Source organism: Rhodococcus sp. OK611 (assembly GCF_003050885.1).
Classification (GTDB): domain Bacteria; phylum Actinomycetota; class Actinomycetes; order Mycobacteriales; family Mycobacteriaceae; genus Rhodococcus_G; species Rhodococcus_G oryzae.
The window spans coordinates 70267-92516 of the sequence record NZ_QAOZ01000007.1; the positions used below are offsets into that span (position 1 = coordinate 70267).

The 22250-nt window shown below is 69.0% G+C and carries 22 protein-coding genes; 9 read left to right on the plus strand and 13 right to left on the minus strand.

Features of this window, described 5'->3' with window-relative positions; genetic code table 11:
- Positions 1-4: 4 nt before the first annotated feature.
- Together C8K38_RS10315 and C8K38_RS10320 are read right to left on the minus strand one after the other, a co-directional pair.
- On the minus strand, positions 5-883 hold the full coding sequence (locus tag C8K38_RS10315; RefSeq protein WP_077042074.1) for an AAA family ATPase: 879 nt from the start codon (positions 881-883) through the stop codon (positions 5-7).
- Between the two features lie 49 nt (positions 884-932).
- Complete coding sequence (locus C8K38_RS10320; RefSeq protein WP_097211403.1) at positions 933-2240, minus strand: glutamate-5-semialdehyde dehydrogenase; 1308 nt, start codon at positions 2238-2240, stop codon at positions 933-935.
- Positions 2241-2312: 72 nt separating this feature from the next.
- Between C8K38_RS10320 and C8K38_RS10325 the strand changes: the two genes are divergently transcribed.
- The 6 genes from C8K38_RS10325 (at position 2313) to C8K38_RS10350 (ending at position 9075) form a co-directional block, all read left to right on the plus strand.
- Positions 2313-3707, plus strand: a complete 1395-nt coding sequence (locus tag C8K38_RS10325) for an amino acid permease (RefSeq protein WP_097211404.1) — start codon at positions 2313-2315, stop codon at positions 3705-3707.
- 30 nt (positions 3708-3737) lie between these two features.
- Entirely contained in the window at positions 3738-4604 is an 867-nt protein-coding gene (locus C8K38_RS10330; RefSeq protein ID WP_097211405.1) for a ribokinase, read from the plus strand.
- A gap of 34 nt (positions 4605-4638) precedes the next feature.
- Positions 4639-6747: a RecQ family ATP-dependent DNA helicase gene (locus tag C8K38_RS10335; RefSeq protein ID WP_097211532.1), complete on the plus strand. Its 2109-nt coding sequence runs from the start codon at positions 4639-4641 to the stop codon at positions 6745-6747.
- Positions 6748-6867: 120 nt separating this feature from the next.
- On the plus strand, positions 6868-7404 hold the full coding sequence (gene ectA / locus C8K38_RS10340) for a diaminobutyrate acetyltransferase (RefSeq protein ID WP_097211406.1): 537 nt from the start codon (positions 6868-6870) through the stop codon (positions 7402-7404).
- Entirely contained in the window at positions 7401-8663 is a 1263-nt protein-coding gene (gene ectB, locus C8K38_RS10345) for a diaminobutyrate--2-oxoglutarate transaminase (protein ID WP_097211407.1), read from the plus strand. Before ectA ends, ectB begins: the two co-directional genes overlap by 4 nt.
- Before the next feature lie 13 nt (positions 8664-8676).
- On the plus strand, positions 8677-9075 hold the full coding sequence (locus tag C8K38_RS10350) for an ectoine synthase (RefSeq protein WP_097211533.1): 399 nt from the start codon (positions 8677-8679) through the stop codon (positions 9073-9075).
- Between the two features lie 16 nt (positions 9076-9091).
- On the opposite strand, the gene C8K38_RS10355 is transcribed toward C8K38_RS10350, so the two are convergent.
- A complete protein-coding gene (locus C8K38_RS10355; protein WP_097211408.1) occupies positions 9092-9520 on the minus strand; it encodes a nuclear transport factor 2 family protein in 429 nt (142 codons plus the stop codon).
- 128 nt (positions 9521-9648) lie between these two features.
- Complete coding sequence (locus C8K38_RS10360) at positions 9649-10281, minus strand: hypothetical protein (protein WP_143548431.1); 633 nt, start codon at positions 10279-10281, stop codon at positions 9649-9651.
- A gap of 159 nt (positions 10282-10440) precedes the next feature.
- On the opposite strand from C8K38_RS10360, the gene C8K38_RS10365 reads away from it, so the two are divergent.
- A complete protein-coding gene (locus C8K38_RS10365) occupies positions 10441-11364 on the plus strand; it encodes a D-isomer specific 2-hydroxyacid dehydrogenase family protein (RefSeq protein WP_097211534.1) in 924 nt (307 codons plus the stop codon).
- Here C8K38_RS10365 and C8K38_RS27095 read toward each other — a convergent pair.
- The 3 genes from C8K38_RS27095 to C8K38_RS10375 all read right to left on the minus strand — a co-directional run bounded on the left by C8K38_RS27095 (position 11358) and on the right by C8K38_RS10375 (position 13730).
- Positions 11358-11531, minus strand: coding sequence for a hypothetical protein (locus C8K38_RS27095; protein ID WP_179800517.1), 174 nt, complete (start codon positions 11529-11531; stop codon positions 11358-11360). The two genes, C8K38_RS10365 and C8K38_RS27095, sit on opposite strands and share 7 nt — an antisense overlap.
- Before the next feature lie 103 nt (positions 11532-11634).
- A complete protein-coding gene (locus C8K38_RS10370; RefSeq protein ID WP_097211535.1) occupies positions 11635-12126 on the minus strand; it encodes a VOC family protein in 492 nt (163 codons plus the stop codon).
- Between the two features lie 59 nt (positions 12127-12185).
- The gene (locus tag C8K38_RS10375) at positions 12186-13730 is read right to left on the minus strand and encodes an alkaline phosphatase family protein (protein ID WP_097211410.1); all 1545 of its coding nucleotides are present in this window, start codon (positions 13728-13730) and stop codon (positions 12186-12188) included.
- Positions 13731-13833: 103 nt separating this feature from the next.
- Between C8K38_RS10375 and C8K38_RS10380 the strand changes: the two genes are divergently transcribed.
- Both C8K38_RS10380 and C8K38_RS27100 read left to right on the plus strand, forming a co-directional pair.
- Positions 13834-14685: a Sir2 family NAD-dependent protein deacetylase gene (locus tag C8K38_RS10380; RefSeq protein WP_097211411.1), complete on the plus strand. Its 852-nt coding sequence runs from the start codon at positions 13834-13836 to the stop codon at positions 14683-14685.
- A gap of 9 nt (positions 14686-14694) precedes the next feature.
- Positions 14695-14862: a hypothetical protein gene (locus C8K38_RS27100; protein ID WP_179800518.1), complete on the plus strand. Its 168-nt coding sequence runs from the start codon at positions 14695-14697 to the stop codon at positions 14860-14862.
- 4 nt (positions 14863-14866) lie between these two features.
- On the opposite strand, the gene C8K38_RS10385 is transcribed toward C8K38_RS27100, so the two are convergent.
- From C8K38_RS10385 to C8K38_RS10410, 6 genes are all read right to left on the minus strand, one after another.
- Positions 14867-15199 (minus strand): hypothetical protein, encoded by a 333-nt coding sequence (locus C8K38_RS10385; RefSeq protein WP_143548432.1) that lies wholly within the window; start codon positions 15197-15199, stop codon positions 14867-14869.
- Positions 15200-15260: 61 nt separating this feature from the next.
- A complete protein-coding gene (proB, locus tag C8K38_RS10390) occupies positions 15261-16382 on the minus strand; it encodes a glutamate 5-kinase (protein WP_097211413.1) in 1122 nt (373 codons plus the stop codon).
- Positions 16382-17842 (minus strand): GTPase ObgE, encoded by a 1461-nt coding sequence (gene obgE, locus C8K38_RS10395; RefSeq protein WP_097211414.1) that lies wholly within the window; start codon positions 17840-17842, stop codon positions 16382-16384. Before obgE ends, proB begins: the two co-directional genes overlap by 1 nt.
- Before the next feature lie 131 nt (positions 17843-17973).
- Positions 17974-18237, minus strand: a complete 264-nt coding sequence (gene rpmA, locus C8K38_RS10400; protein ID WP_031938324.1) for a 50S ribosomal protein L27 — start codon at positions 18235-18237, stop codon at positions 17974-17976.
- Positions 18238-18265: 28 nt separating this feature from the next.
- Positions 18266-18577, minus strand: coding sequence for a 50S ribosomal protein L21 (rplU, locus tag C8K38_RS10405; protein WP_077042085.1), 312 nt, complete (start codon positions 18575-18577; stop codon positions 18266-18268).
- A 241-nt stretch (positions 18578-18818) separates the two neighbouring features.
- Positions 18819-21881, minus strand: a complete 3063-nt coding sequence (locus C8K38_RS10410) for a translation initiation factor IF-2 N-terminal domain-containing protein (RefSeq protein WP_097211415.1) — start codon at positions 21879-21881, stop codon at positions 18819-18821.
- Positions 21882-22250: the final 369 nt, after the last annotated feature.

A 22250-nucleotide genomic window follows, 5' to 3' on the forward strand; every position in this document is an offset into this window, starting at 1 on the left:
CGAGCTAGTTCAGCCGGAGCTCGGACGCCGCCCGCTGCTGATCGGACTGGTGCTTGAGGATGACGCCCATCGTGGCGCGGACCGCATCGTCGTCGAGCGTGTCCATGCCCAGCGCCAGCAGCGTGCGGCCCCAGTCGATGGTCTCGGCGACCGAGGGCAGCTTCTTGAGCTGCATGCCGCGCAACACCCTGATGGTCCGCACGAGCTGCTCGGCCATCGCCTCGGGCAACTCGGGAACGCGGCTGGCGAGGATGCGCCGCTCGAGGTCCGCGTCCGGGAAGTCGAGGTGCAGGAACAGGCAGCGGCGCTTGAGCGCCTCCGACAGCTCGCGGGTCGCGTTCGAGGTCAGCACCGCGAACGGCTTGCGGGTGGCGACGATGGTGCCCAGCTCGGGGACGGTGACCGCGAAGTCGCTGAGCACCTCGAGCAGCAGGCCCTCGATCTCGACGTCCGCCTTGTCGACCTCGTCGATGAGCAGCACCGTCGGGTCCTCGCGGCGGATCGCGGTGAGCAGCGGACGCGGCAGCAGGAACTCCTCGGAGAACACGTCCTGCTTGGTCGAGTCCCAGTTGTCGCTGCCCGCCTGGATGCGCAGGATCTGCTTGGCGTGGTTCCACTCGTACAGCGCGCGGGACTCGTCGACCCCCTCGTAGCACTGCAGGCGCACCAGTTCCGCGTCCGAGACCTGCGCGACGGCCCGGGCCAGCTCGGTCTTGCCGACGCCTGCGGGCCCCTCGATGAGCAGCGGCTTGCCGAGCCGGTCGGCGAGGAACACCGCCGTGGCGGTGGCCTTGTCGGAGAGGTACCCGGTCTCGGCGAGCCGGGTGATCACCTCATCGACGCTCGCGAAGATCGGCGGCGTCGTCGGAAGTGCGCGGTCCACACTCGCTCCTTGTGCTTGTCGGGGTCTGTCAGTCCTGCGGAGCCTGCGACTACACCGGTCGGGTGTGCCCGTCGCCCCAGACGGTCCACTTGGTGGAGGTCAGCTCGGGCAGGCCCATCGGACCGCGAGCGTGCAGCTTCTGTGTGGAGATGCCGATCTCCGCGCCGAACCCGAACTGCTCGCCGTCGGTGAACGCGGTGGAGGCGTTGACCATCACGGCGGCGGCGTCGACCCGGGCGGTGAACTCGCGGGCCGCGGCCAGATCCGCGGTCACGATGGCCTCGGTGTGACCGGTGCCGTAGCGGTTGATGTGGTCGATCGCGTCGTCGATCCCGTCGACCACCTTGAGCGCCACGTCGAGCGAGAGGTACTCCTCGGCCCAGTCGGCCTCGGTGGCGGGCACCTGTCCGGGCAGGTCCCCGTGGATGATCACGCCCTGCGACTGCAGCGCCTGGGTCACCGCGGGCAGCGCGGTCTCCGCGATGGCCTTGTCGATGAGGACGGTCTCGGCGGTGTTGCACACGCTCGGGCGGCGGGTCTTGGAGTTCAGCACGATCTTGACGGCCATCGGGAGGTCGGCCGCGGCGTGCACGTACACGTGGCAGTTGCCGACGCCCGTCTCGATCGTCGGCACGGTGGCGTCACGGACGACAGCGTTGATCAGCCCCGCGCCGCCGCGCGGGATCACGACGTCGACCAGGCCGCGGGCCTGGATCAGGTGGGTCACGCTGGAGCGGTCCTCGCTGGAGAGCAACTGCACGGCGTCGGCGGGCAAGTCCTGCGCGGCGAGCGAGGCGCGCAGCACCTCGACGAGCGCGGCGTTGGAGTGCACGGCGGAGGAGGAGCCGCGCAGCAGCGCCGCGTTCCCGGACTTGAGCGCGAGACCGAACGCGTCGACGGTGACGTTGGGGCGGGCCTCGTACACCATGCCGATCACGCCGAGCGGCACCCGCACCTGACGGATCTCCAGGCCGTTGGGCAGGGTCGCGCCGAGCACAACCTCACCGACCGGATCCGCGAGCCCGGCGACCTGCCGCAGGCCGGCCGCGATTCCGCCGACGCGGTCGGCGGTCAGGCGCAGCCGGTCGAGCAGGCTCTCCTCGGTGCCGGTCGCCTTGGCGGCCTCGATGTCGAGGGCGTTGGCGGCGAGCACCGCGTCGGTGGCGGCGAGCACGGCATCGGCTGCCGCGTTCAGGGCCGCGTTCTTCTGCGCGGTCGTCAGCTGGGCCAGCACCCGCGACGCCACACGGGCGTTGCGCGCCGCCTCGTGGACGGCCGCACGGGCCGCGTCCCCGCGCCCGTCGTCGTCGCCCTTGGCAGCACCGTTCGTCTCCACCGTCTTGCTCACCGCGGTCATGAGTACAGGGTAACGACCGGCCCGGCGCATAATCGTTCAGCCCAAGTCGTCAACAGAGGAAATAGAGCTCTCATGACCCAGACCCACACCGAGGTGCTCACCGAGGAACCGTCCGAGGGCTACAGCCGCGGGCTCAGTTCCCGGACCATCCAGATGATCGCCCTCGGCGGCGCCATCGGAACCGGCCTGTTCTACGGCGCGGGCGGCGCGATCGAGGAAGCCGGACCGTCGCTGATCCTGGCCTACCTCGCGGCGGGGCTGGTGATCTTCGTGATCATGCGGGCGCTCGGTGAGCTGCTCAGCTACCGCCCCGTCTCGGGGAGCTTCGGCGAGTACGCGGAGGAGTTCCTCGGCCGATTCTTCGGGTTCGTCACCGGCTGGACGTACTGGGCGGTGTGGGTGGCCACCTGCATGGCCGAGATCACGGTGGCAGGCAAGTACGTCGAGTTCTGGTGGCCGTCAGTGCCGACCTGGCTGACGGCGCTGGTGGTGCTGGTCGTGCTGTTCGGCGCCAACCTGATCTCGGTCAAGCTGTTCGGCGAGGCCGAGTTCTGGTTCTCCGCCATCAAGATCACCGCGATCCTGGGCATGATCCTGATCGGCATCGGCGTGCTCACCCTTGGCTTCGGGCACGCCACCAATCCGACGGTGACCAACCTGTGGGCGGACGGCGGGGTGTTCCCCAACGGGTTCGGCGCGGCGCTGATGAGCCTGCAGATCGTGATGTTCGCGTACGTGGGCGTCGAACTCGTCGGCGTGACCGCGGGCGAGGCGAAGGACCCGAAGCCGACCCTGCGCAAGGCCATCAACACCCTGCCATTCCGGATCGGCCTGTTCTACATCGGCTCGCTGGTGGTCATCATGTCGGTGGCGAGCTGGCGCGATTTCCACGCGGGCGTGAGCCCGTTCGTGGAGGTCCTGCAGCAGATCGGCATTCCGGCCGCGGCGGGCATCATGAACTTCGTGCTGCTGACGGCGGCGCTGTCCTCGTGTAACTCGGGCATCTATTCCACCGGCCGGATGCTGCGCAGCCTGTCGCAGCGCAACGAGGCCCCTGCCGCGCTCGGCGCGCTCAGCAAGCGCTCGGTCCCGTTCGCGGGCATCACGCTGTCCGCGGGCGCGATGGTGATCGGCGTGATCGTCAACATCGTCTCCCCCGACCGCGCGTTCCTCTACATCACCTCGGTGTCCACGGTCGGCATCATTTTCGTGTGGGGCACCATCCTGGTCTGCCACCTCAAGTTCCGGGCGGCGGTCCGGGCGGGCCTGCTGCCTGCCGCGGAGTACCGCCTGCCGGGGGCGCCGGTGACCAACTGGCTGGCCCTCGCCTTCCTGGCGATGGTCGTGGTGCTGCTCTTCTTCAGCTCCGCGGGACGTACCGCGCTGGTCGTCGGCGTCGTGTTCGGGGCCGCCGTGTGCGGCGGATACGCCCTGCTGCGCGCGCGTGTCCCCGCCGACACGAACTGAGACCCCGCGGAATCCGGCTAGCCTCGGCCCATGTCCGCTCCCCGGATCACCGTCCTCGGCAGCATCAACATGGACCTGGTCACCACCGCCCCGCGGCTGCCCGCGCCCGGTGAGACCGTCCTCGGCCACGGCTTCTCGACCGGACCGGGCGGCAAGGGCTCCAATCAGGCCATCGCCGCGGCCCGCGCGGGTGCCGAGGTGCGCTTCCTCGGTGCCGTCGGCGACGACGCCTTCGCGCCGGAGCTGAGGGCCGCGCTGGTCGGTGCGGGAGTGGACACCAGCCTGCTGCGCGAGGCCGAGGGCCCGAGCGGGGTCGCGGTCATCTCGGTCGACGACTCCGGCGAGAACTCCATCGTCGTGGTGAGCGGCGCCAACGCCGCGCTGCGCGAACCGACGGACGCCGAACTCGGCGCGATCGCCGACGCCGACCTCCTGCTGTCCCAGCTGGAGCTGCCGCTGGCCGCGGTGACCGCAGGCGCTCGGCACGCCCGGGCGAACGGGACCACCGTGATCCTCAACCCGTCGCCTGCGGCGCAGCTCCCCGACGAGCTGATGGCGTGCGTGGACGTGCTCGTCGTCAACGAGACCGAGGCCGCGCAACTCGGCGCCGCGACCCTGGCGCGGGTGCCCGATGTGGTCACGACTCTCGGCGCACGGGGCGCCACCCTGCGCGGTGCAGGCGGCCTGCGACTGCGCAGCGAGCCGCCCGCCGTCGAGGTGGTGGACACCACCGGCGCGGGCGATGCCTTCGCCGGGACCCTCGCCGCGTCCTGGCACCTCGGGCGGGAGGTCGCGCTCGCTCGGGCCTGCGCCGCCGGAGCCCTCGCCACCACCAGGGCGGGGGCCGGTTCGGCGCCGACCCGCGCCGAGGTCGACGCCGCGCTCGGGCGGCAATGACCTGATGTCGTGGTCGTCGGGCACCATGGGAGCCATGACGACAGCCACCGAGCCCGCCACCCTCGATCTCCGCGCCGACGCGGAACGGTTGCTGCGCGAACTCGCCGGTCCCGACGCCACGCTGCGCGAGGATCAGTGGACGGCGATCGAGGCGCTGGTGGTGCAGCGCAAGCGTGCGCTGGTGGTGCAGCGGACCGGCTGGGGCAAGTCCGCCGTCTACTTCATCTCCGCCAAGCTGCTGCGGGCGCGGGGCCATGGGCCGACCGTGATCGTCTCCCCGCTGCTGGCCCTGATGCGAAACCAGGTGGCCTCCGCCGAGCGTGCCGGGGTCCGTGCCGCGACGATCAACTCCGGCAACGTCACCGAATGGGACGAGATCCACGCCGCCATCGCCGACGGGACCGTCGACGTGCTGCTGGTCAGCCCGGAGCGGCTGAACAATCCCGACTTCCGCGACCAGGTGCTGCCCTCGCTGGCCGCGGACGCCGGCCTTGTCGTGGTCGACGAGGCGCACTGCGTCTCCGACTGGGGCCACGACTTCCGTCCCGACTACCGACGGATCCGCACCCTGATCGGTGAGCTGGGCGAGGGCATCCCGGTGCTGGCCACCACCGCGACCGCGAACGACCGGGTGGTTGCCGACGTGTCCGCACAGCTCGGCGTCGGCGGCTCCGAGACCCTGGTGCTGCGCGGCGGCCTCGAGCGGGAGTCGCTGCGGCTGTCGGTGGTGCACATCGACGAGGCGAGCAAGCGCGCCGCCTGGCTCGGCCAGCAGCTGAACCGGCTGCCCGGGTCCGGCATCATCTACACCCTCACGGTGTCGGCCGCCCGCGACCTGGCCGGGCTGCTCTCCGAGCAGGGTCACGAGGTGGCCGCCTACACCGGCCAGACCGACCCGGCCGAACGCGAGAGCCTCGAGGCGGACCTGCTCGAGAACCGGGTCAAGGCCCTGGTCGCGACGTCGGCGCTGGGCATGGGATTCGACAAGCCCGACCTCGGGTTCGTCGTTCACCTCGGCGCACCCTCCTCCCCCATCTCCTACTACCAGCAGGTCGGCCGCGCCGGCCGCTCCACGGATCGGGCCGAGGTGGTCCTGCTGCCCGGATTCGAGGACCGGCAGATCTGGAGCTATTTCGCCAGCATCGCGTTCCCACGCGAGCACCTGGTGCGCAGGGTGATCGAGGTGCTCGACCCCGAACGCCCGCAGTCCACGCAGGCGCTCGAACCGCTGGTCGAACTCAGCCGGAACCGCCTGGAGATGGTGCTCAAGGTCCTGGACGTGGACGGCGCCGTCAAGCGGGTCCGCGGCGGTTGGATCAGCACCGGACAGCCGTGGGAGTACGACGCGGAGCGATACGGCAGGCTCGAGCAGGCCCGCGAGTCCGAGCAGCAGGCGATGGTCGAGTACCAGCGAACACCCATGTGCCGCATGGAGTTCCTGCGCCGCCAACTCGACGACCCCGGCCTGTCCGCCGACCCACAGCCGTGCGGGCGCTGCGACAACTGCGCCGGCCCCGCCCACTCCGCCGAGGTGGACGACGAGGCCATCGCGCGGGCGCGGGCACGCCTGGACCGGCCCGGCGTCGACCTGGCCCCGCGCAAGCAGTGGCCGACCGGCCTCGCCAAGCTGGGCGTGCCGCTGTCCGGAAAGATCACCGACGGACCCGAGACGGGCCGGGTGCTCGGCCGCCTGTCCGACCTCGGCTGGGGCCAGCGCCTGCGCGCGCTGTTCGACGAGCCCGACGGCCCGGTGCCGGACGCGATCGTCGACGCCTGCGTCAAGGTGCTCGCCGCATGGGACTGGCAGCAGCGACCGACGGCGGTGGTGGCCCTCGAGTCGGCGACCCGCCCGCAGTTGATCTCCTCGCTCGCCGACCGGCTCGCAACCGTCGGGCGGCTCCGCAACCTGGGCATTCTCACCAGGAACCCCGAGCGTCCGCCGGTCTCCGCTGCCAATTCCGCCTACCGCGTGGCCGGGCTGACGGGGGCCTGGCTGGCCCCGGATCTCCGCGACGCCGACGGCCCGATCCTGCTGCTCGACGACCTCGCCGACACCGGCTGGACGCTCACGATGGCGGCCCGCGAACTCCGCGCTGCGGGCGCCCCTGCCGTCCTGCCGTTTGCCCTGGCGAGCGTCAGCTGACCCCCTGGTGTGACCAGGCTCACACAGTCGGGCTCACCAGTGCGGGAGCCGGGTCAGGGCATGCGGAATCGCCGGGGGTAGCTGAAATCCGTTGCCCCCATTGTTACGTTCGTTCGACAGATGAGCCCCGTTACAAAGAGTGCGACCCCGACCACCGCTCCCGGAGCGGTGACGACAAGGCAGCCCGAAATCGATGACGCCGTGCGCATGTGGGAGATTGCCCGCGATTCGCAGGTGCTCGATCTGAACTCAAGCTATGCATACCTGTTGTGGTGCAGGGACTTCCGTGACACATCCGTGGTCGCGGAACAGGACGGCCGCGTGGGCGGTTTCGTCACCGGTTTCGTCCGTCCGGAAGACCCGCGGACGGTCTTCGTCTGGCAGGTGGCGGTCGACGAATCGCTGCGCGGCCGCGGAGTCGCCGCGGCGATGCTGAACGACCTGCTCGATCACCTCGCCCTCCAGGGCGTCACCAGGCTCGAGACCACGATCAGTCCGGGCAACGACGCGTCCCGAGCCCTGTTCACGTCCGTGGCACGGATGCGGTACGTCGACATCACCAATCGAGAACTGTTCACCAACAGTCATTTCCCCGATCAGCACGAATCCGAAGAGCTCTACATCATCGGCGATGACACCACAGGAGGAGAGCAATGACCACCCTGGAAGACATCAGCATCTTCGAAACCCTCGAGTCCGAGGTCCGCAGCTACAGCCGCAGCTGGCCGACCGTGTTCAGCTCCGCCTCCGGCTCCTGGATTCGCGCCGAGGACGGCCGCGACTACCTGGACTTCTTCGCGGGCGCAGGCGCGCTGAACTACGGCCACAACAACCCCGAGCTCAAGCAGGCCCTCGTCGACTACATCCTCGGCGACGGCATCACGCACAGCCTCGACATGTCCACCGTCGCGAAGCGGCGGTTCCTCGAGACCTTCCAGCGGTACATCCTCGAACCGCGCGGACTCGACTACAAGGTCCAGTTCCCCGGCCCGACCGGCGCAAACACCGTCGAGGCGGCACTCAAGCTGGCCAGGAAGGTCACCGGCCGAGAGTCGATCATCAACTTCACCAACGCCTTCCACGGCATGACCCTTGGCGCACTGTCGGTCACCGGCAACTCGATGAAGCGTGCGGGTGCGGGGATTCCGCTGGTACACGCCACCCCGATGCCCTTCGACAACTATTTCGACGGTGCCACCGAGGATTTCCACTGGTTCGAGCGGGTGCTGGACGATTCCGGCAGCGGGCTGAACCGTCCCGCCGCGGTCATCGTGGAGACCGTGCAGGGCGAGGGCGGGGTGAACGTCGCGCGGCCCGAGTGGCTGCGTGCGCTCGCCGAACTCTGCCGGAGCCGGGGCATCCTGCTCATCGTCGACGACGTCCAGATGGGCTGCGGGCGAACCGGTCCGTTCTTCTCCTTCGAGATCGCGGGGATCACGCCGGACATCGTCACGCTGTCCAAGTCGATCAGCGGCTACGGCCTGCCGATGGCACTGACGCTGCTGCGGCCCGACCTCGACGTGTGGGCGCCCGGCGAACACAACGGCACCTTCCGCGGTAACAACCCCGCCTTCGTGACGGCGACGGCCGCCATCGAGCAGTACTGGACCGACGACACCCTGGAGCGTTCCACCGCCGCGAAGGGCAAGCGGATCGCGCAGATCTTCGCGAACCTGTCGGACCAGTTCGACGGGGTCAGCACCCGCGGCCGCGGCATGGTCCAGGGCCTGGTGTTCGACGATCCGGGCAAGGCGGTCAAGGTGTGCGGGCTCGCGTTCGACGAGGGCCTGCTGGCCGAGACGTCCGGCCCCTCCGACGAGGTGGTCAAGCTCCTGCCGCCGCTCACGATCACCGACGCCGAACTCGACCACGGCCTGAGCATTCTCGCCGAGGCCACCGCCAAGGTCTGTGCCTGAGGAGGGACCGAAGATGATCGTCCGTACCACCGAAGAGATCACCGGCACCGAGCGCGACATCACCAGCGCCGATGGGAACTGGCGCAGCAAGCGCATCGTGCTCGGCGCGGACCGGGTCGGATTCTCGTTCCACGAGACCACGATTCGGGCCGGATCCGTCAACGAGTTCCACTACGCCCATCACGTCGAGGCGGTCTGGCTGATCGAGGGCGAGGGCATTCTCACCGACCTGGACAACGGCGTCGTCCATCAGCTCGGCCCCGGCTCGATGTACCTGCTGGACGGCCACGAGCGGCACCGCGTGGAGCCGGTCACCGAGATGCGCATGCTGTGCGTGTTCAACCCCCCGGTCACCGGTCGCGAAGTCCACGACGAGAACGGCGTCTATCCGTTGGTCGAGATCCCCGGCTAGTTAGGCGCTGCGCCGCCTATCCGGTCGTGATCGAGCGCTTGGCCAGGAGCCAGCATTCGTCGACCCTCTGGAAAACATCGCGGTAGGTCCCCATGCTGGCGAGTTTCGGCGCGGTGGTGGTGTCGACGAAGAACTGCCAGACCGACTGCACGCTGGCGGAATCCTCGGAATCGAAGGCGATGGACACGCAGGAGCTCACATGCCGGGTCGCCGTGCCCGGACCGGCGATCCCGTCGGCCCGTCGACGGCGGACACCCTCAGCGATCGCCTTCCGGCCCTCGACGATCTGGGGTCCGATCGCGACGCTCGGTCCTGCGCTCGCCATCTCCCAGACCGCGTCCTCTGTGTAGAGCTGGACGTAGTCGTCGATCGATCCCTCGTCGGCCAGATGAGCGACCCGCGCAACGAGCGATCGGATCACCTCGGACGGGCACTCGGTTGCCATCGATAACTCCTCGCTCGAAGAAACTGTCTCGTTGAAATGTATTGAGACGAGTCGACCCCGTTAGTTGAGGCACAAAACGCCGTCTTCAGGCCGTGCTGACGAATCGGGAGTCAGATCGGCACAGATTTCTATCTGCGCCGAGGCTCTATGAGTTCGGCGAGTTGGGGACATACGTTGGTGATCGCAGAGTGGACTAGGTACTCGTAGGAAGCGACCTTCGCGCGATCGGGTTCCTGGGACTGCAGTGACTGCCAGAGGCCGAGGGTTCCCTGCTCCGTGATCGCAGTGCATGCCCCGCGGCCAAATTCAGCAGCGTGACCACGAACCTGACGCAGGGGAAGCCCTGAGTACAAAGAGCCGTCCAGCTGAATCAGGCCGCATACGTCCCGGGCGAATCTGGCGTCGCCCCCAGAGGGCACCGCGTCGTCCACGACCTTCGACCACTCGGCCCGTTTTTGGCTCTCCAAGTCCTGATTCGAGGGAAAGGACTGCTCAGGGTAGTGGCTGCGTTGGTCGTCAAAGATGTTCTGCCAGTATGCAACAGAGTCGTCGACAGTCATGTTCGCCAGATCTGCGTCGAGGCAGGTTGCGGACGGATCCCTTGGTACATCGACCGGTGGCTCAGCGAAGTACCCCTGGTGCGGGACCTCGTCGGTCGCGATCACATTCCGCGGATTGGCCTCAGGACTGCACGCACTCATCAGTATCGCCGAGGTGACGATGGCTGCTGCGGTAAGTGTGGGGACGAACCGGAACGTCATCATTTGGCCCTTCGGCTGCCGAGTCCAGTGCAGGTTCTCCTACTATGTCAGTTCCATGCTTGACGTCCTGCCAAGCCCAGGCAATGCACGATTTAGGAAGTACAGGTGCCCGGTTCCTCGTATCTGGTCCCGGCCCGAACGGCGCCCGAGGAGACCGACATGACGCCCGTGCCCATCGCCCTCGGCCCGCACGCCGACCCCCAGTTGATGGAGGCCATCGCCACGGGCGGGGGCGAGTGGGCACCGATGGCCGACGCACAGGCGCTGGTCTGGGCGGCCGAGCCCGACCGATTTCCCGACGAGCTGCCGAAGTCGATCCGATGGGTGCAGCTGTACTCCGCCGGGGTCGAGGACTGGTTCACCGCCGGGATCATCGCTCGCCACCCAGGGATCGTGTTCACCTCGGCCGCTGGCGCGTTCTCCGCGACCGTGGCCGAGCACGCCTTCGCGGTGCTGCTGGCCGGGGTCCGGGCACTGCCCGAGCAACTCGCTGCCACCAGCTGGCGGCAGCAGGAGTTCTTCGGCAAGGTCGGGACGCTGCGCGGGAGCACGGTGGCGGTCCTCGGCGCGGGCGGCATCGGGCGCGCTCTGATCCCGATGCTCACCTCGGTCGGCGCTTCGGTGATCGCGGTCAACCGCTCGGGCCGGGAGGTTCCCGGCGCCGCGGAGACCCTGCCCGCCGACCGAACCGACGAGGTCTGGGACCGCACCGATCACGTCGTGGTCGCGGCGCCCGCGACGGCCCGGACTCGACACCTGGTCGGCGCCGAGCAACTCGCCCGCCTCGGTGCCCACTCCTGGGTGATCAACGTGGCGCGAGGCTCCCTCGTCGACACCGACGCCCTGGTGAACGCGTTGCGGGACAGGGCGATCGGCGGCGCCGGGCTCGACGTCACCGACCCCGAGCCACTGCCGGACGGCCATCCACTGTGGACACTGCCGAACGCGATCATCACCCCGCACTGCTCGAACCCGCCGTCCGTCCGGCCGCCCGCGTTCGCCGACCACGTCGCGACGAACGTTCGACGCTTCGTGGCCGGCGAGGAACTGCTGGCGCGGATCGACCCGGTCGCGGGTTACTGAGCCCCCGACTCCGTGTCCGGAGAGGCGGCGGGCTTCGCGGGCGACACCCGGATCACGCCCGCGTCGAGGTCGAGTTCGAGGCGCGGCTGATGCGTCTGCCCGTCGCTGTCCTGGCTGCCGTCGTTCTCCAGCTTCTTCCCCGGGAACAACTCACCGATAACTCCCATGCGATCGACCGTACTCGCGGCGCGACGAGTCCGCCCGCCCCTCAGGGTCGTTCCGCGGGCTCCACTCGATCTTCAGGGTCGTTCCGCAGGCTCCACTCGATCTTCAGGGTCGTTCCGCAGGCTCCACGCCTGCCGCCGGGTAGAACAGCTCGCGGGCGCGCCGGGCCACCTCCTCGGCAGGCACGTCCTCGACCTTCGTGCAGACCGCCCACCGGTGCCCGAACGGATCGAGGAACACCCCGTGCCGGTCGCCGGAGAACGTGTCCGCGACGGCGCTGATGAGGTTGGCGCCCTCGCGAACCGCGCGGTCCACGAACGCGTCGGAGTCCTCGACGTACACCACCACCGAGCTGTGCACCCAGCCCTGCTCGGGCGCCTTGAGTCCGTAGTCGGGCATGTCGTCGGACAGTTGCAGCATCGAGTCGCCGATCCGCAGCTCGGCGTGCATCAGGCCGCCGCCGGGCGCGTCCATCGCGTCCACGACCTCGGCACCGAGGCCGCGGCGATAGAAGTCCAGCGCCGCCTGGCCGTCCTTGACGGCGAGGTAGGGCGTGAGGGTCCGGTATCCGGCGGGAACGGGGTTCACTGTGTTCATGCCCATCAGTGTCCAGCGAGGCACCCGATTCGGGATTGAAGATTCGCGACACGGCGTCGTTACCGCGCGACCACTCCGGAAGGAGACTCCCGTGTGCCGGGTTCCTGGGTCGGCATCCGATTCGGTGGCACCGGGTACGGGGCACCCTGGCCGAGGGTTCCGGCCGCGATGTTCGGTCCACACTGCAGAACCGCGTTCTGCACTCCGGGCGCCGGGTCCGACAGCGCCGGTTTGCGTGCGTCGGGTGGCGCGGCGAAGTTGAATGCCGAGGTCATGTCCCCGACGGTGGCGCGGCGCCACGGCGTGAGGTTCGGCACCGGTGCACCGAATCGTTTCTCCAGCAACCGCAGTTGGGACGTGTGGTCGAAGACCTCCGAGGCGATCAGACCACCGCGACTGTACGGCGAGACAACCAGGGCCGGAACCCGGTACCCGAGTCCGATCGGCCCGGCAATGCCCTTCGCGGAGGACACGGAATCCAGCGGAACGGTCAGGTACTCGCCGGGCGTTCCCGGCGGCGGGGTGGGCGGAGCCACGTGATCGAAGAAACCACCGTGCTCGTCGTACGAGATGATCAGCGCGGTCTTGGCCCAGACCTCGGGATTCGAGGTGAGGATGTCCAGCAGTTCGACGAAGCCCGCGGCACCGAATGCCGGTGGCAGAGCAGGGTGCTCGCAGTTGATGAGGGACGGGATGACCCAGGACACGGCTGGCAGCGTTCCGTTGGCCACGTCGCTGCGGAAGTCATTGGGGTAGGTGGGATCGATGCCCTTGCGGGCCAGCGCCGAACTGGGGTCTTGAGCCTGTTTGAAACACCCCATCATCCCGTCGAGAGCAACCGAGGAGATGGGGCCGAAGTCCTTGTTGTTGTATATCTTCCAGCTCACGCCTGCCTCTTCGAGGCTCTCCGGGTAGGTCTTCCAGGAGTACTGGAACTTCGGGATCAGCGTCGGCGTCTCCACCAGCGGCCCACCGTCCAGCCCGTCGGGGTCGATGGTTCCGCTCATCCAGTACAACCGATTGGGATCGGTCGGGCCGAGCACGGAGCAGTGGTAGTTGTCGCACAGGGTGAAGGCATCGGCGAGCTGGTAGTGGATCGGGATGTCATCTCGGGTGTAGTAGCCCATCGCTGCCGGTCCGTTGCCGACTCCGACCGAGGCGATGGACATCGGCATCCATTTGTCGTTGGCCCCGTTGTTCCACGCCTCGTGCGTGCCAGCCCACGAGTGGTCCGGATCGTTGATGCACTCACCGTCCAACGACGCGCCCAGGGTCGTATCCAACCGGAACGGATTGATGAATCCCGTCGGGTCCTCACCACGCTCGGGCGAGTAGCCGAACTGCTTCCACGCCGCGGACGGATCGTCGAATCCGCGCCCGCCCGACAGTGTTCCGAAGTAGTGATCGTACGAGCGGTTCTCCTGCATCAACAGCACGAAGTGCTCGATGTCGTTCAGTGATCCTCGGCCCCCGTCGGACATGGTGTGCGCTCTGGCGATGATGGGACTCGCCCACGAATTGAGCATCGCCACCGAACCCACAGCGGTCGCCTTGGCGAGAAACTCTCGGCGGGACAGACCAGCGAACGGGTTTCCATGCACCATGCGGGGATGATTTCACCGACACCCCGGACCCGCAACCGGAGCCGCGGTCAGGAGTCCTGTGGAGTCACCGACATCATGAACCAGAACGTCTAGCCTGGAAACCATGTCCGCTCCCCCACTCGAGACCGCGGCGGCCGACGAGGACCACGAGCGCCTGGCCGGCTTGGTGAGCGGCCGCCGCATCGTCGCGCTGACCGGTGCGGGGATGTCCACCGACTCGGGCATCCCGGACTACCGGGGCCCCGATTCCCCGCCCCGCACCCCGATGACGTTCCAGCAGTTCATGGGCGACGCCGCGTTCCGCAGGCACTACTGGGCCCGCAACCACCTCGGCTGGCGACACATGGACGCGTCCCGGCCCAATGCCGGACACCGCGCGCTCGCAGGGCTGGAACGGGCGGGCATGGTCGACGGCGTGCTCACCCAGAACGTGGACCTGCTGCACACCAAGGCGGGCAGCAGGAACGTCATCGACCTGCACGGCAGTTACGCGCAGGTGCGGTGCATGGGGTGCGAGGCCCTGATCTCTCGGTTCACCCTCGCGCAGCGGCTCGATGCCGCCAATCCCGGATTCGCCGAATCCGTCTCCGCGGCAACCGGAGTCGAGATCGCGCCCGATGCCGACGCGGTGATCGAGGAGACCGCGCACTTCGTGATGGTGGACTGCGAGCAGTGCGGCGGGATCCTCAAGCCGGACATCGTCTATTTCGGCGAGAGCGTGCCCAAACCACGGGTCGAGGCGGCGTTCATGATGGTTGCCGGGTGCGAACTGCTGCTGGTACTCGGATCCTCACTCACCGTCATGTCCGGCCTGCGCTTCGTCCGCCGAGCCGCCAAGGACGGCATCCCGGTCGTCATCGTCAACCGCGGCCCGACCCGGGGCGACGAGTTCGCGACCCTCAAGCTGGATGCGGGCTGCTCGCAGGTCCTGACCGCCCTGACGCCACATCGGTAGACTCCGGGCATGTCGAAGTTCAGCGACAAGGTGAAATCACTCTTCAGCAGGCGCAAGCCCGTCACCCCGGAGGATGCCGCCGACATCTCCGACTGGGTGAACGAGGGCGGCGCTCTGCACCCCGAAGGACCACCCAAGGTCATCGGCGACCCGCAGGACAAGCCGAAAGCCCCATGACCCGTCAGAAAGTCTCGGGGCTCCAGACATAGATCTTGTTCGTCAGCGGTCCCAGCCACGGGGTATCCAGCCGATGCTTGTTGCCCCTCGGGTCGACCTGGTACCCGCCGGTCATCCCGTGCCAGGACGTGCAGTACACCTCGCTTGCACCGTACGGGCTGAGCACGATCTTGTCGCCGGCACCGTCACGGATCCACGCCTGCGGATCCCACGGGGCCCGGAACGACTCGCACCGCGAGTACTCCCCCGGACCACCCTCCGCGGCCGCCGTCGGTGCGAGCACGGTCCCCAACCCGATCGCCACGACCCCCGCGGCCACCAATACCCCACGCTTCATGCGATTCGCCTCCCCACTTGTGTACCGGACAGTCTGTTTGTCCGTTTCGGGGAGAAGACCGTTACAGCGGGACCAGGTCGTCCGCGTGCACCACGGGCCGCTGCAGCTCTGACGGCAGCTCGACCGTGGACCGGCCCAGCATCTCGCCGAGCTCGGTCGAGTCGTACGCCACCACGCCGCGCGCGACCGGCGAACCGTCGGGCCCGAACAGCGACACCACGTCCCCGCCGTAGAACCGGCCGTCGACGCCGGTGATCCCCGCGGGCAAGAGCGAACGCCGCCGGTCCACCACGGCGCGCACCGCGCCCGCGTCGAGATGCAGCCCGCCCCGGGTGTCGGCGGCATGCCGCACCCAGAACTTGCGCGCGGACAGCCGGGTCGGCCGGGCGGCGAAGGCGGTGCCGACGCCCGCGCCCGTGAGCGCAGCGGCGGCATCGGTGGCCGCGGCGAGCAGCACCGGCACGCCGGAGTCGGCCGCGAGCCGGGCCGCGGACAGCTTGGAGGCCATCCCACCGGTGCCGAGCGCTCCCCCGGACCCGGCAACCACGCCATCGAGGTCCTCGGGGCTGGTCACCTCCGGGATCAGGGTCGCGCCGCCCTTGCGGGGGTCGCCGTCATACAGTCCGTCGACGTCGGAGAGCAGGACAAGCGCATCCGCCCCGACGAGGTGCGCGACCATCGCGGCCAGCCGATCGTTGTCCCCGAACCGCAGCTCCGTGGTGGCGACGGTGTCGTTCTCGTTGACGATCGCGACGGCACCGAGCGCACGGAGCCGGTCGAGAGTGCTCTGCGCGTTGCGGTGCTGGGTGCGCCGGGCGATGTCGTCGGCGGTGAGCAGCACCTGGCCGACGGTCCGCCCGTACCGCGCGAACGAGGTGCCCCAGGCATGCGCGAGCGCCAGCTGCCCTACGCTCGCCGCCGCCTGCTTGGTGGCGAGATCCCGTGGCCGCTTGGTCAGCCCGAGCGGTGCGATACCGGCACCGACCGCGCCGGAGGACACCACCACGACGTCGGAGCCGGCACGCATCCTTGCCTCGATCGCGTCGGCCAGGGCGTTCAGCGCCCGCAGGTCGATGCCGGACTCCATGCTGGTGAGCGCGGAGGACCCGATCTTCACGACCACGCTGCGTGCGGTCGCGATGGTGGCGCGGGTCTCCGAGAGTGAACGGACCGCGTCGTCCATCACTGTTCTTCGGGATCCAGGCCCTCGAGGCCACGCCGGATCCTGTGCGCGTGCTTGCGCTCGGAGGCACCGATGCGGTCCACCTGATCGAGTCGCGGGTCGGTACCGCGACCGGTGCGGGTCATGTCGATGCCCGCCGGGGTCTGCGGCTCCCACTCGAAGCTGACATCGCCGATGGTGACGTAGCAGCCGGGCTCGGCGCCCTGCTTGACCAACGCGTCCTCGACACCGAGCCGGGCGAGACGGTCCGCGAGGTAGCCGACGGCCTCGTCGTTGTCGAAGGCCGTCTGACGGATCCACCGCTCGGGCCGGACGCCGCGAACGATGAAGCCGCCGGGGGTCTCGGGATCGGCGACGACGGTGAAGTCGCTCGCATTGGAGGCGATGGGACGGATCACCTGACGCTTCGGCTCCGCCTTCGGATGTGCCTCGCGGTACTCCTCGACGAGCTTGGCGAGCGCGAAGGTCAACGGCCGCAGCCCTTCCCGGCTCACGGCCGAGATGGTGAACACGGGCCAGCCGCGCGCCTCGAACTCCGGGGTGACCATCTCGGCGAGCTCGGCCGCGTCGGGGACATCCGCCTTGTTGAGAACCACGATGCGGGGCCGGTCGGCCAGGTCACCGAGGCTCGCGTCGCCGGAGAGTGCCGGCTTGTAGGCGGCCAACTCGGCCTCGAGCGCGTCGACGTCGGAGACCGGGTCACGGCCCGGCTCCAGGGTCGCGCAGTCCACCACGTGTGCCAGCACCGCCGTGCGTTCGATGTGGCGAAGGAAGTCCAGTCCGAGACCGCGCCCCTGGCTCGCGCCGGGGATCAGGCCAGGCACGTCGGCGACGGTGAACGTGGTGTCGCCGCTCGAGACCACACCGAGGTTCGGCACCAGCGTGGTGAACGGGTAGTCGGCGATCTTCGGCTTGGCCGCCGAGAGCACCGAGACCAGGGAGGACTTACCCGCGGAGGGGAAGCCGACCAGTCCGACGTCGGCCACCGACTTGAGCTCGAGGACGAGGTCGCGTTGAACGCCCTCCTCGCCGAGCAGGGCGAAGCCCGGCGCCTTACGGGCCTTCGAGGCCAGCGCGGCGTTACCCAGTCCACCGCGGCCACCGGGGGCGGCGTCGAATCGGGTTCCCGTGCCGATCATGTCGGCGAGGACATTGCCGTCCGAGTCGAGCACGACGGTGCCGTCGGGCACCTTGAGGATCAGATCCTGGCCGTTTGCGCCCTCGCGGTTGCTGCCTGCGCCCTGCGTGCCGTTGCTCGCCTTGGCGTTCGGGTGGAAGTGGAAGTCCAGCAGGGTGTGCACGTTCTCGTCGACGACGAGCACCACGTCACCTCCGCGCCCGCCGTTGCCACCGTCGGGACCGCCGAGCGGCTTGAACTTCTCGCGGTGAACGGAGGCGCAACCATTGCCGCCTTTTCCGGCGCTGACATGCAGCACCACGCGGTCAATGAATCGGGACATGACTGCCGGATCCCTTCCTCAGGGTGAAAAGCAAATAGGGGCGAGCAGGGTATGAGACCCTGGCCCGCCCCTACTGGGAGCTTAGAACTGTCATCAGTCACCGTGATGGTGACACGAGCGACGCAGCAGAATCAGGCCTCTGCGGCGACCGGAACGATGTTGACAGTCTTACGTCCACGCTTGGTGCCGAACTCGACCGCACCAGCGGAGAGAGCGAACAGCGTGTCGTCGCCGCCACGTCCGACGTTCACGCCGGGGTGGAAGTGGGTTCCGCGCTGACGCACCAGGATCTCACCGGCGCTGACGGACTGGCCGCCGAAGCGCTTCACGCCGAGGCGCTGTGCGTTCGAATCGCGACCGTTACGGGAGCTGGATGCACCCTTCTTATGTGCCATGTCGAACCCTCCTGGGTACTAAAGCTGGTTACTTGATGCCGGTGACCTTGAGCACCGTCAGCTTCTGACGGTGGCCCTGGCGCTTGTGGTACCCGGTCTTGTTCTTGAACTTGTGGATGCGGATCTTCGGGCCCTTGGTGTGCTCGACGACCTCACCGGTGACCGAGACCTTGGCCAGCTTGGCGGCGTCGGTGGTCAGCTCGGAACCGTCGACGACGAGAACCGGGACCAGCGAGACAGCAGTGCCGGGCTCACCCTCGATCTTCTCGACCTTGACGAGGTCGCCGACAGCGACCTTGTACTGCTTTCCGCCGGTCTTGACGATCGCGTACGTTGCCATCGGAGGGCTACCCCTTGCTTCTTCGAACGTGCTCGCACGGCTTGAGCCGCGCGACTGGTCTGGTGTGCTTGCTACCTCGGGCAGGCCCGCCGCCGCCCTCGCGGGCGCAGCTGAGCCATATCGCCGGGTAGCGACCGGTCAAGGTTACGGGATGGAGAACCGCAGGGTCAAACTGGCACTCCGCAGGCTCCGCGCCGGTGTCAAACTGACAGTCTCCGACTCCCCCTCGACCGGCCGTCGGTCAGGCGTCGACGTCCGCCGGCGGTCCCGCGGGCCTGGCCGCGGCCCTTCGACGGGGCCGACGGGCCGGTGCCGCGGGTGCGCCGTCCCCCTCGACCGGTTCAGCCGCCGCGGTGGTCTCCGCGGCCTTCACCGGCTCGACAACCTTGGGTTCGACGACCTTCTTCTCGACGACCTTTTTCCGAACGGCCTTCTTCTCGACGACCTTCGGCTCGGCCGGTTCGGGCGCCGCCTCGATCACGACCACGGCGCCGGCCTCTGCCGCCTCCGGGGTCTCGGTCGCGGGGGCCGCGGTGGCACGGGACGCACGTCGGGAACGACGCCTGCCCTTCGCGGGGGCCTCTGCGGGCTCCGGCGCGGCCGGGGCCTCCGGTTCCGCGACGACCTCCACAGCAACCTCCACGACCGGCTCAGCGGCGACCTCGGCCACCGTCGGCTCCTGCGTGGCGGCCGCGGCCTCGCCGGTCTCCGGCTGATGCTCGGCGGCGTCATCGTCGTGGTGATGCGCGGCCATCGCGAGCGCCACCGGGTGGGCACGCTTGACCGTCGCGTCGACCTCGACCGCGGGCGCCTGCCCGTTCTTGGGCGCGGCGGTCTCGGCGGCGCCGGACTTGTCGCGTCCACGCTTCTTGCGGCCGCCGGACTCGCCCTTCGGCGCGCCCGATCGCCCGGCGTCCTCGGAGGACCGCACCTCGACCGGCTCGGCGTGCACGATGATGCCGCGGCCGTGGCAATGCTCACAGTTGGTGGAGAACGCCTCGACCAGTCCGGTGCCCAGCTTCTTGCGGGTCATCTGGACCAGGCCCAGCGAGGTCACCTCGGAGACCTGATGGCGGGTCCGGTCGCGGCCGAGCGCCTCGGTGAGTCGACGCAGGACCAGGTCCCGGTTCGACTCGAGCACCATGTCGATGAAGTCGACGACGATCATGCCGCCGATGTCGCGCAGCCGCATCTGGCGCACGATCTCCTCGGCCGCCTCCAGGTTGTTCCTGGTGACCGTCTCCTCGAGGTTGCCGCCCGCACCGGTGAACTTGCCGGTGTTGACGTCGACGACGGTCATCGCCTCGGTGCGGTCGATCACCAGGGTGCCGCCCGAGGGCAGCCACACCTTGCGGTCGAGCGCCTTGGCGAGCTGCTCGTCGATCCGCTTGGCCTCGAACACATCGGGGCCGCCGTTGCCCTCGTACTTCTCGACCCGCGGCAGCAGGTCGGGTGCGACGGTCTTGATGTAGTTCTCCACCGTCGACCAGGACTTCTCGCCCTCGATCACGATCTTGGCGAAGTCCTCGTTGAACAGATCGCGGACGACCTTGACCAGCAGATCCGGCTCCTCGTACAGGGCCTTCGGGTTGCTCCCCTTGCCCTTGTCCGCGGCCGCGGCCTGCTTCTCGATCTCGTCCCACTGGGTCTGCAGACGCTTGACGTCGCGGGCCAGCTCTTCCTCGCTCACGCCCTCCGACGCGGTGCGAATGATGACACCGGCCTCCGGCGGCACGATCTCGCGCAGGATCTCCTTGAGTCGCTTGCGCTCGGTGTCGGGCAGCTTACGGCTGATGCCGGTGGAGCTACCGCCGGGCACGTACACCAGGAATCGCCCGGCCAGGGAGATCTGCGTGGTCAGGCGGGCACCCTTGTGCCCGACCGGATCCTTGCTGACCTGGACCAGGACCTGGTCACCCGGCTTGAGGGCCTGCTCGATCTTGCGGCTGTTGCCGCCGAGTCCCGCGGCCTCCCAGTTGACCTCGCCTGCATAGAGCACGCCGTTGCGGCCACGGCCGATGTCGATGAACGCGGCCTCCATCGAGGGCAGCACGTTCTGAACGCGACCGAGGTAGACGTTGCCGACCATCGATGCGGACGCCGAGCTGGTGACGAAGTGCTCGACGAGGATGCCGTCCTCGAGCACCGCGACCTGCGTCAGGCCCTCCGCATGCGCACCGGTCTTCTCGCGGACCACCATGACGCGGTCGACGGCCTCGCGGCGCGCCAGGAACTCCGATTCGGTGAGGATCGGCGGGCGGCGGCGACCGGCGTCGCGCCCGTCGCGGCGTCGCTGACGCTTGGCCTCGAGTCGGGTCGAGCCCGAGATCCCCTGGACCTCGTCCTTGACCTTGGCCTTGGTGCGCGGCTCACGCTCGTGCACCACGGTGGTGACGCCGTCTTCCTCGGTACCTGCGTCCGCACCATCGCCACTGCCCTTGCGGCGGCGGCGGCGACGACGACGACGGCTCGATCCATCCCCGGCCTCGCCTGCCTCCTCCGACTCCTCCGACTCGGCCGCTTCCGCCTCGGCCGCCTGCTCGGTGGGCTCGGCCTGCTCAGTGCCCTCGGCGGCGGGCTCGGCCGCACCTTCGGTCTCGTTCTGCTCGTCCTCGGACGCCTGCTCGCCCCGGCCGCGACCGCGACCGCGACGACCGCGACGCCTGCGACGGCTCTGCGACTCGCCGCCGTCCTCGTCGGACTCGACCTCGGCCGCGGTGGACTCCTCGGTCACCGAGGTGTCGGCCTCCTCGACCGCACGCTCCTCGTGGCGCTCTTCGTGACGTTCCTCGTGCTCGACGACGGTGGTCACCTCGATGGGCGCGTCCTCGCTCGGCGCCGCTGCCACGCGGCGGGCGCGGCGACGCCGCGGTGCGGCCTCCGCGGCGGCCGCGTCGGGCTGCAGGAACAGCGGGGCCTGGAACACGGGGGTGACGTCGGGAACGACGTGCACCTCGGGCTCGGCGATGTTGGTGAACAGCCCCGCGGTCTCCACGCCGGGCGCGGACGCGGCTTCCGGCCTCGCCACCTCGGGCGCGGCAGCCGGCTCGGCCGCTGCGACCTCCTGGTGCGCCTCTGCCTGCGGGTTGAACGCAGCGTGCACCCGCTCGGCGAGAGCGCGGTCCACGCTGGACTGCGCGCTGCGCACCTCGGCGCCGAACTCGGCGACCTGGGCGAGCACCTGCTTGCTGGTCAGTCCCAGCAGCTTGGCGAGCGCGTGCACCCGGATCTTCTCCGGGAAGGTCGGCACCGCATTCGCTGCGGCTGAAGTCTGTGAATTTTCGGGCGGCGCTTGATCGGCCACGTAGTCTCCTCGGACCCCCGGGCGCGTCCACCCAGAGTCGTACTGGGTGTGAAGCGGCCACGCGAGGGCGCTCATTGTGTACTCATACCGGTGGGCATGAGATTGTCTGGTCTCGCCCCGCACGTCTCGCAGTGACCCGTTAAATCACTGCCAGCTCGCACGGCGCCTGGCTGGATGGCCGTACTCCCTGATCCGTGCGCCTGATCATCCAGCATGCCTGGGACCGCGAGGGATTTCCTGCGCGCCGTGGCAGCGATGATCGGGCATCGAACCGTGGTGTCATCCGATCGGGCCCGTATGGAACACATCGCGGGTCGACCGCCATCAGTATCCCACACCGTCGGGCCCGACCACGCCAACGGCGCACCG

Excerpts from the sequence above, each read along its gene's own strand:
- C8K38_RS10350 (WP_097211533.1), top strand. The coding sequence starts at position 8,677 with ATGATCGTCCGTACCACCGAAGAGATCACCGGCACCGAGCGCGACATC.
- C8K38_RS10380 (WP_097211411.1), top strand. The coding sequence starts at position 13,834 with ATGTCCGCTCCCCCACTCGAGACCGCGGCGGCCGACGAGGACCACGAG.
- C8K38_RS27100 (WP_179800518.1), top strand. The coding sequence starts at position 14,695 with ATGTCGAAGTTCAGCGACAAGGTGAAATCACTCTTCAGCAGGCGCAAG.
- C8K38_RS10355 (WP_097211408.1), bottom strand. The coding sequence starts at position 9,520 with ATGGCAACCGAGTGCCCGTCCGAGGTGATCCGATCGCTCGTTGCGCGG.
- rplU (WP_077042085.1), bottom strand. The coding sequence starts at position 18,577 with ATGGCAACGTACGCGATCGTCAAGACCGGCGGAAAGCAGTACAAGGTC.
- C8K38_RS27095 (WP_179800517.1), bottom strand. The coding sequence starts at position 11,531 with ATGGGAGTTATCGGTGAGTTGTTCCCGGGGAAGAAGCTGGAGAACGAC.
- C8K38_RS10370 (WP_097211535.1), bottom strand. The coding sequence starts at position 12,126 with ATGAACACAGTGAACCCCGTTCCCGCCGGATACCGGACCCTCACGCCC.
- C8K38_RS10320 (WP_097211403.1), bottom strand. The coding sequence starts at position 2,240 with ATGACCGCGGTGAGCAAGACGGTGGAGACGAACGGTGCTGCCAAGGGC.
- C8K38_RS10385 (WP_143548432.1), bottom strand. The coding sequence starts at position 15,199 with ATGAAGCGTGGGGTATTGGTGGCCGCGGGGGTCGTGGCGATCGGGTTG.
- C8K38_RS10365 (WP_097211534.1), top strand. The coding sequence starts at position 10,441 with ATGACGCCCGTGCCCATCGCCCTCGGCCCGCACGCCGACCCCCAGTTG.
- ectA (WP_097211406.1), top strand. The coding sequence starts at position 6,868 with ATGAGCCCCGTTACAAAGAGTGCGACCCCGACCACCGCTCCCGGAGCG.
- rpmA (WP_031938324.1), bottom strand. The coding sequence starts at position 18,237 with ATGGCACATAAGAAGGGTGCATCCAGCTCCCGTAACGGTCGCGATTCG.
- C8K38_RS10360 (WP_143548431.1), bottom strand. The coding sequence starts at position 10,281 with ATGACGTTCCGGTTCGTCCCCACACTTACCGCAGCAGCCATCGTCACC.
- obgE (WP_097211414.1), bottom strand. The coding sequence starts at position 17,842 with ATGTCCCGATTCATTGACCGCGTGGTGCTGCATGTCAGCGCCGGAAAA.
- C8K38_RS10325 (WP_097211404.1), top strand. The coding sequence starts at position 2,313 with ATGACCCAGACCCACACCGAGGTGCTCACCGAGGAACCGTCCGAGGGC.
- C8K38_RS10335 (WP_097211532.1), top strand. The coding sequence starts at position 4,639 with ATGACGACAGCCACCGAGCCCGCCACCCTCGATCTCCGCGCCGACGCG.
- C8K38_RS10375 (WP_097211410.1), bottom strand. The coding sequence starts at position 13,730 with ATGGTGCATGGAAACCCGTTCGCTGGTCTGTCCCGCCGAGAGTTTCTC.
- proB (WP_097211413.1), bottom strand. The coding sequence starts at position 16,382 with ATGGACGACGCGGTCCGTTCACTCTCGGAGACCCGCGCCACCATCGCG.
- ectB (WP_097211407.1), top strand. The coding sequence starts at position 7,401 with ATGACCACCCTGGAAGACATCAGCATCTTCGAAACCCTCGAGTCCGAG.
- C8K38_RS10330 (WP_097211405.1), top strand. The coding sequence starts at position 3,738 with ATGTCCGCTCCCCGGATCACCGTCCTCGGCAGCATCAACATGGACCTG.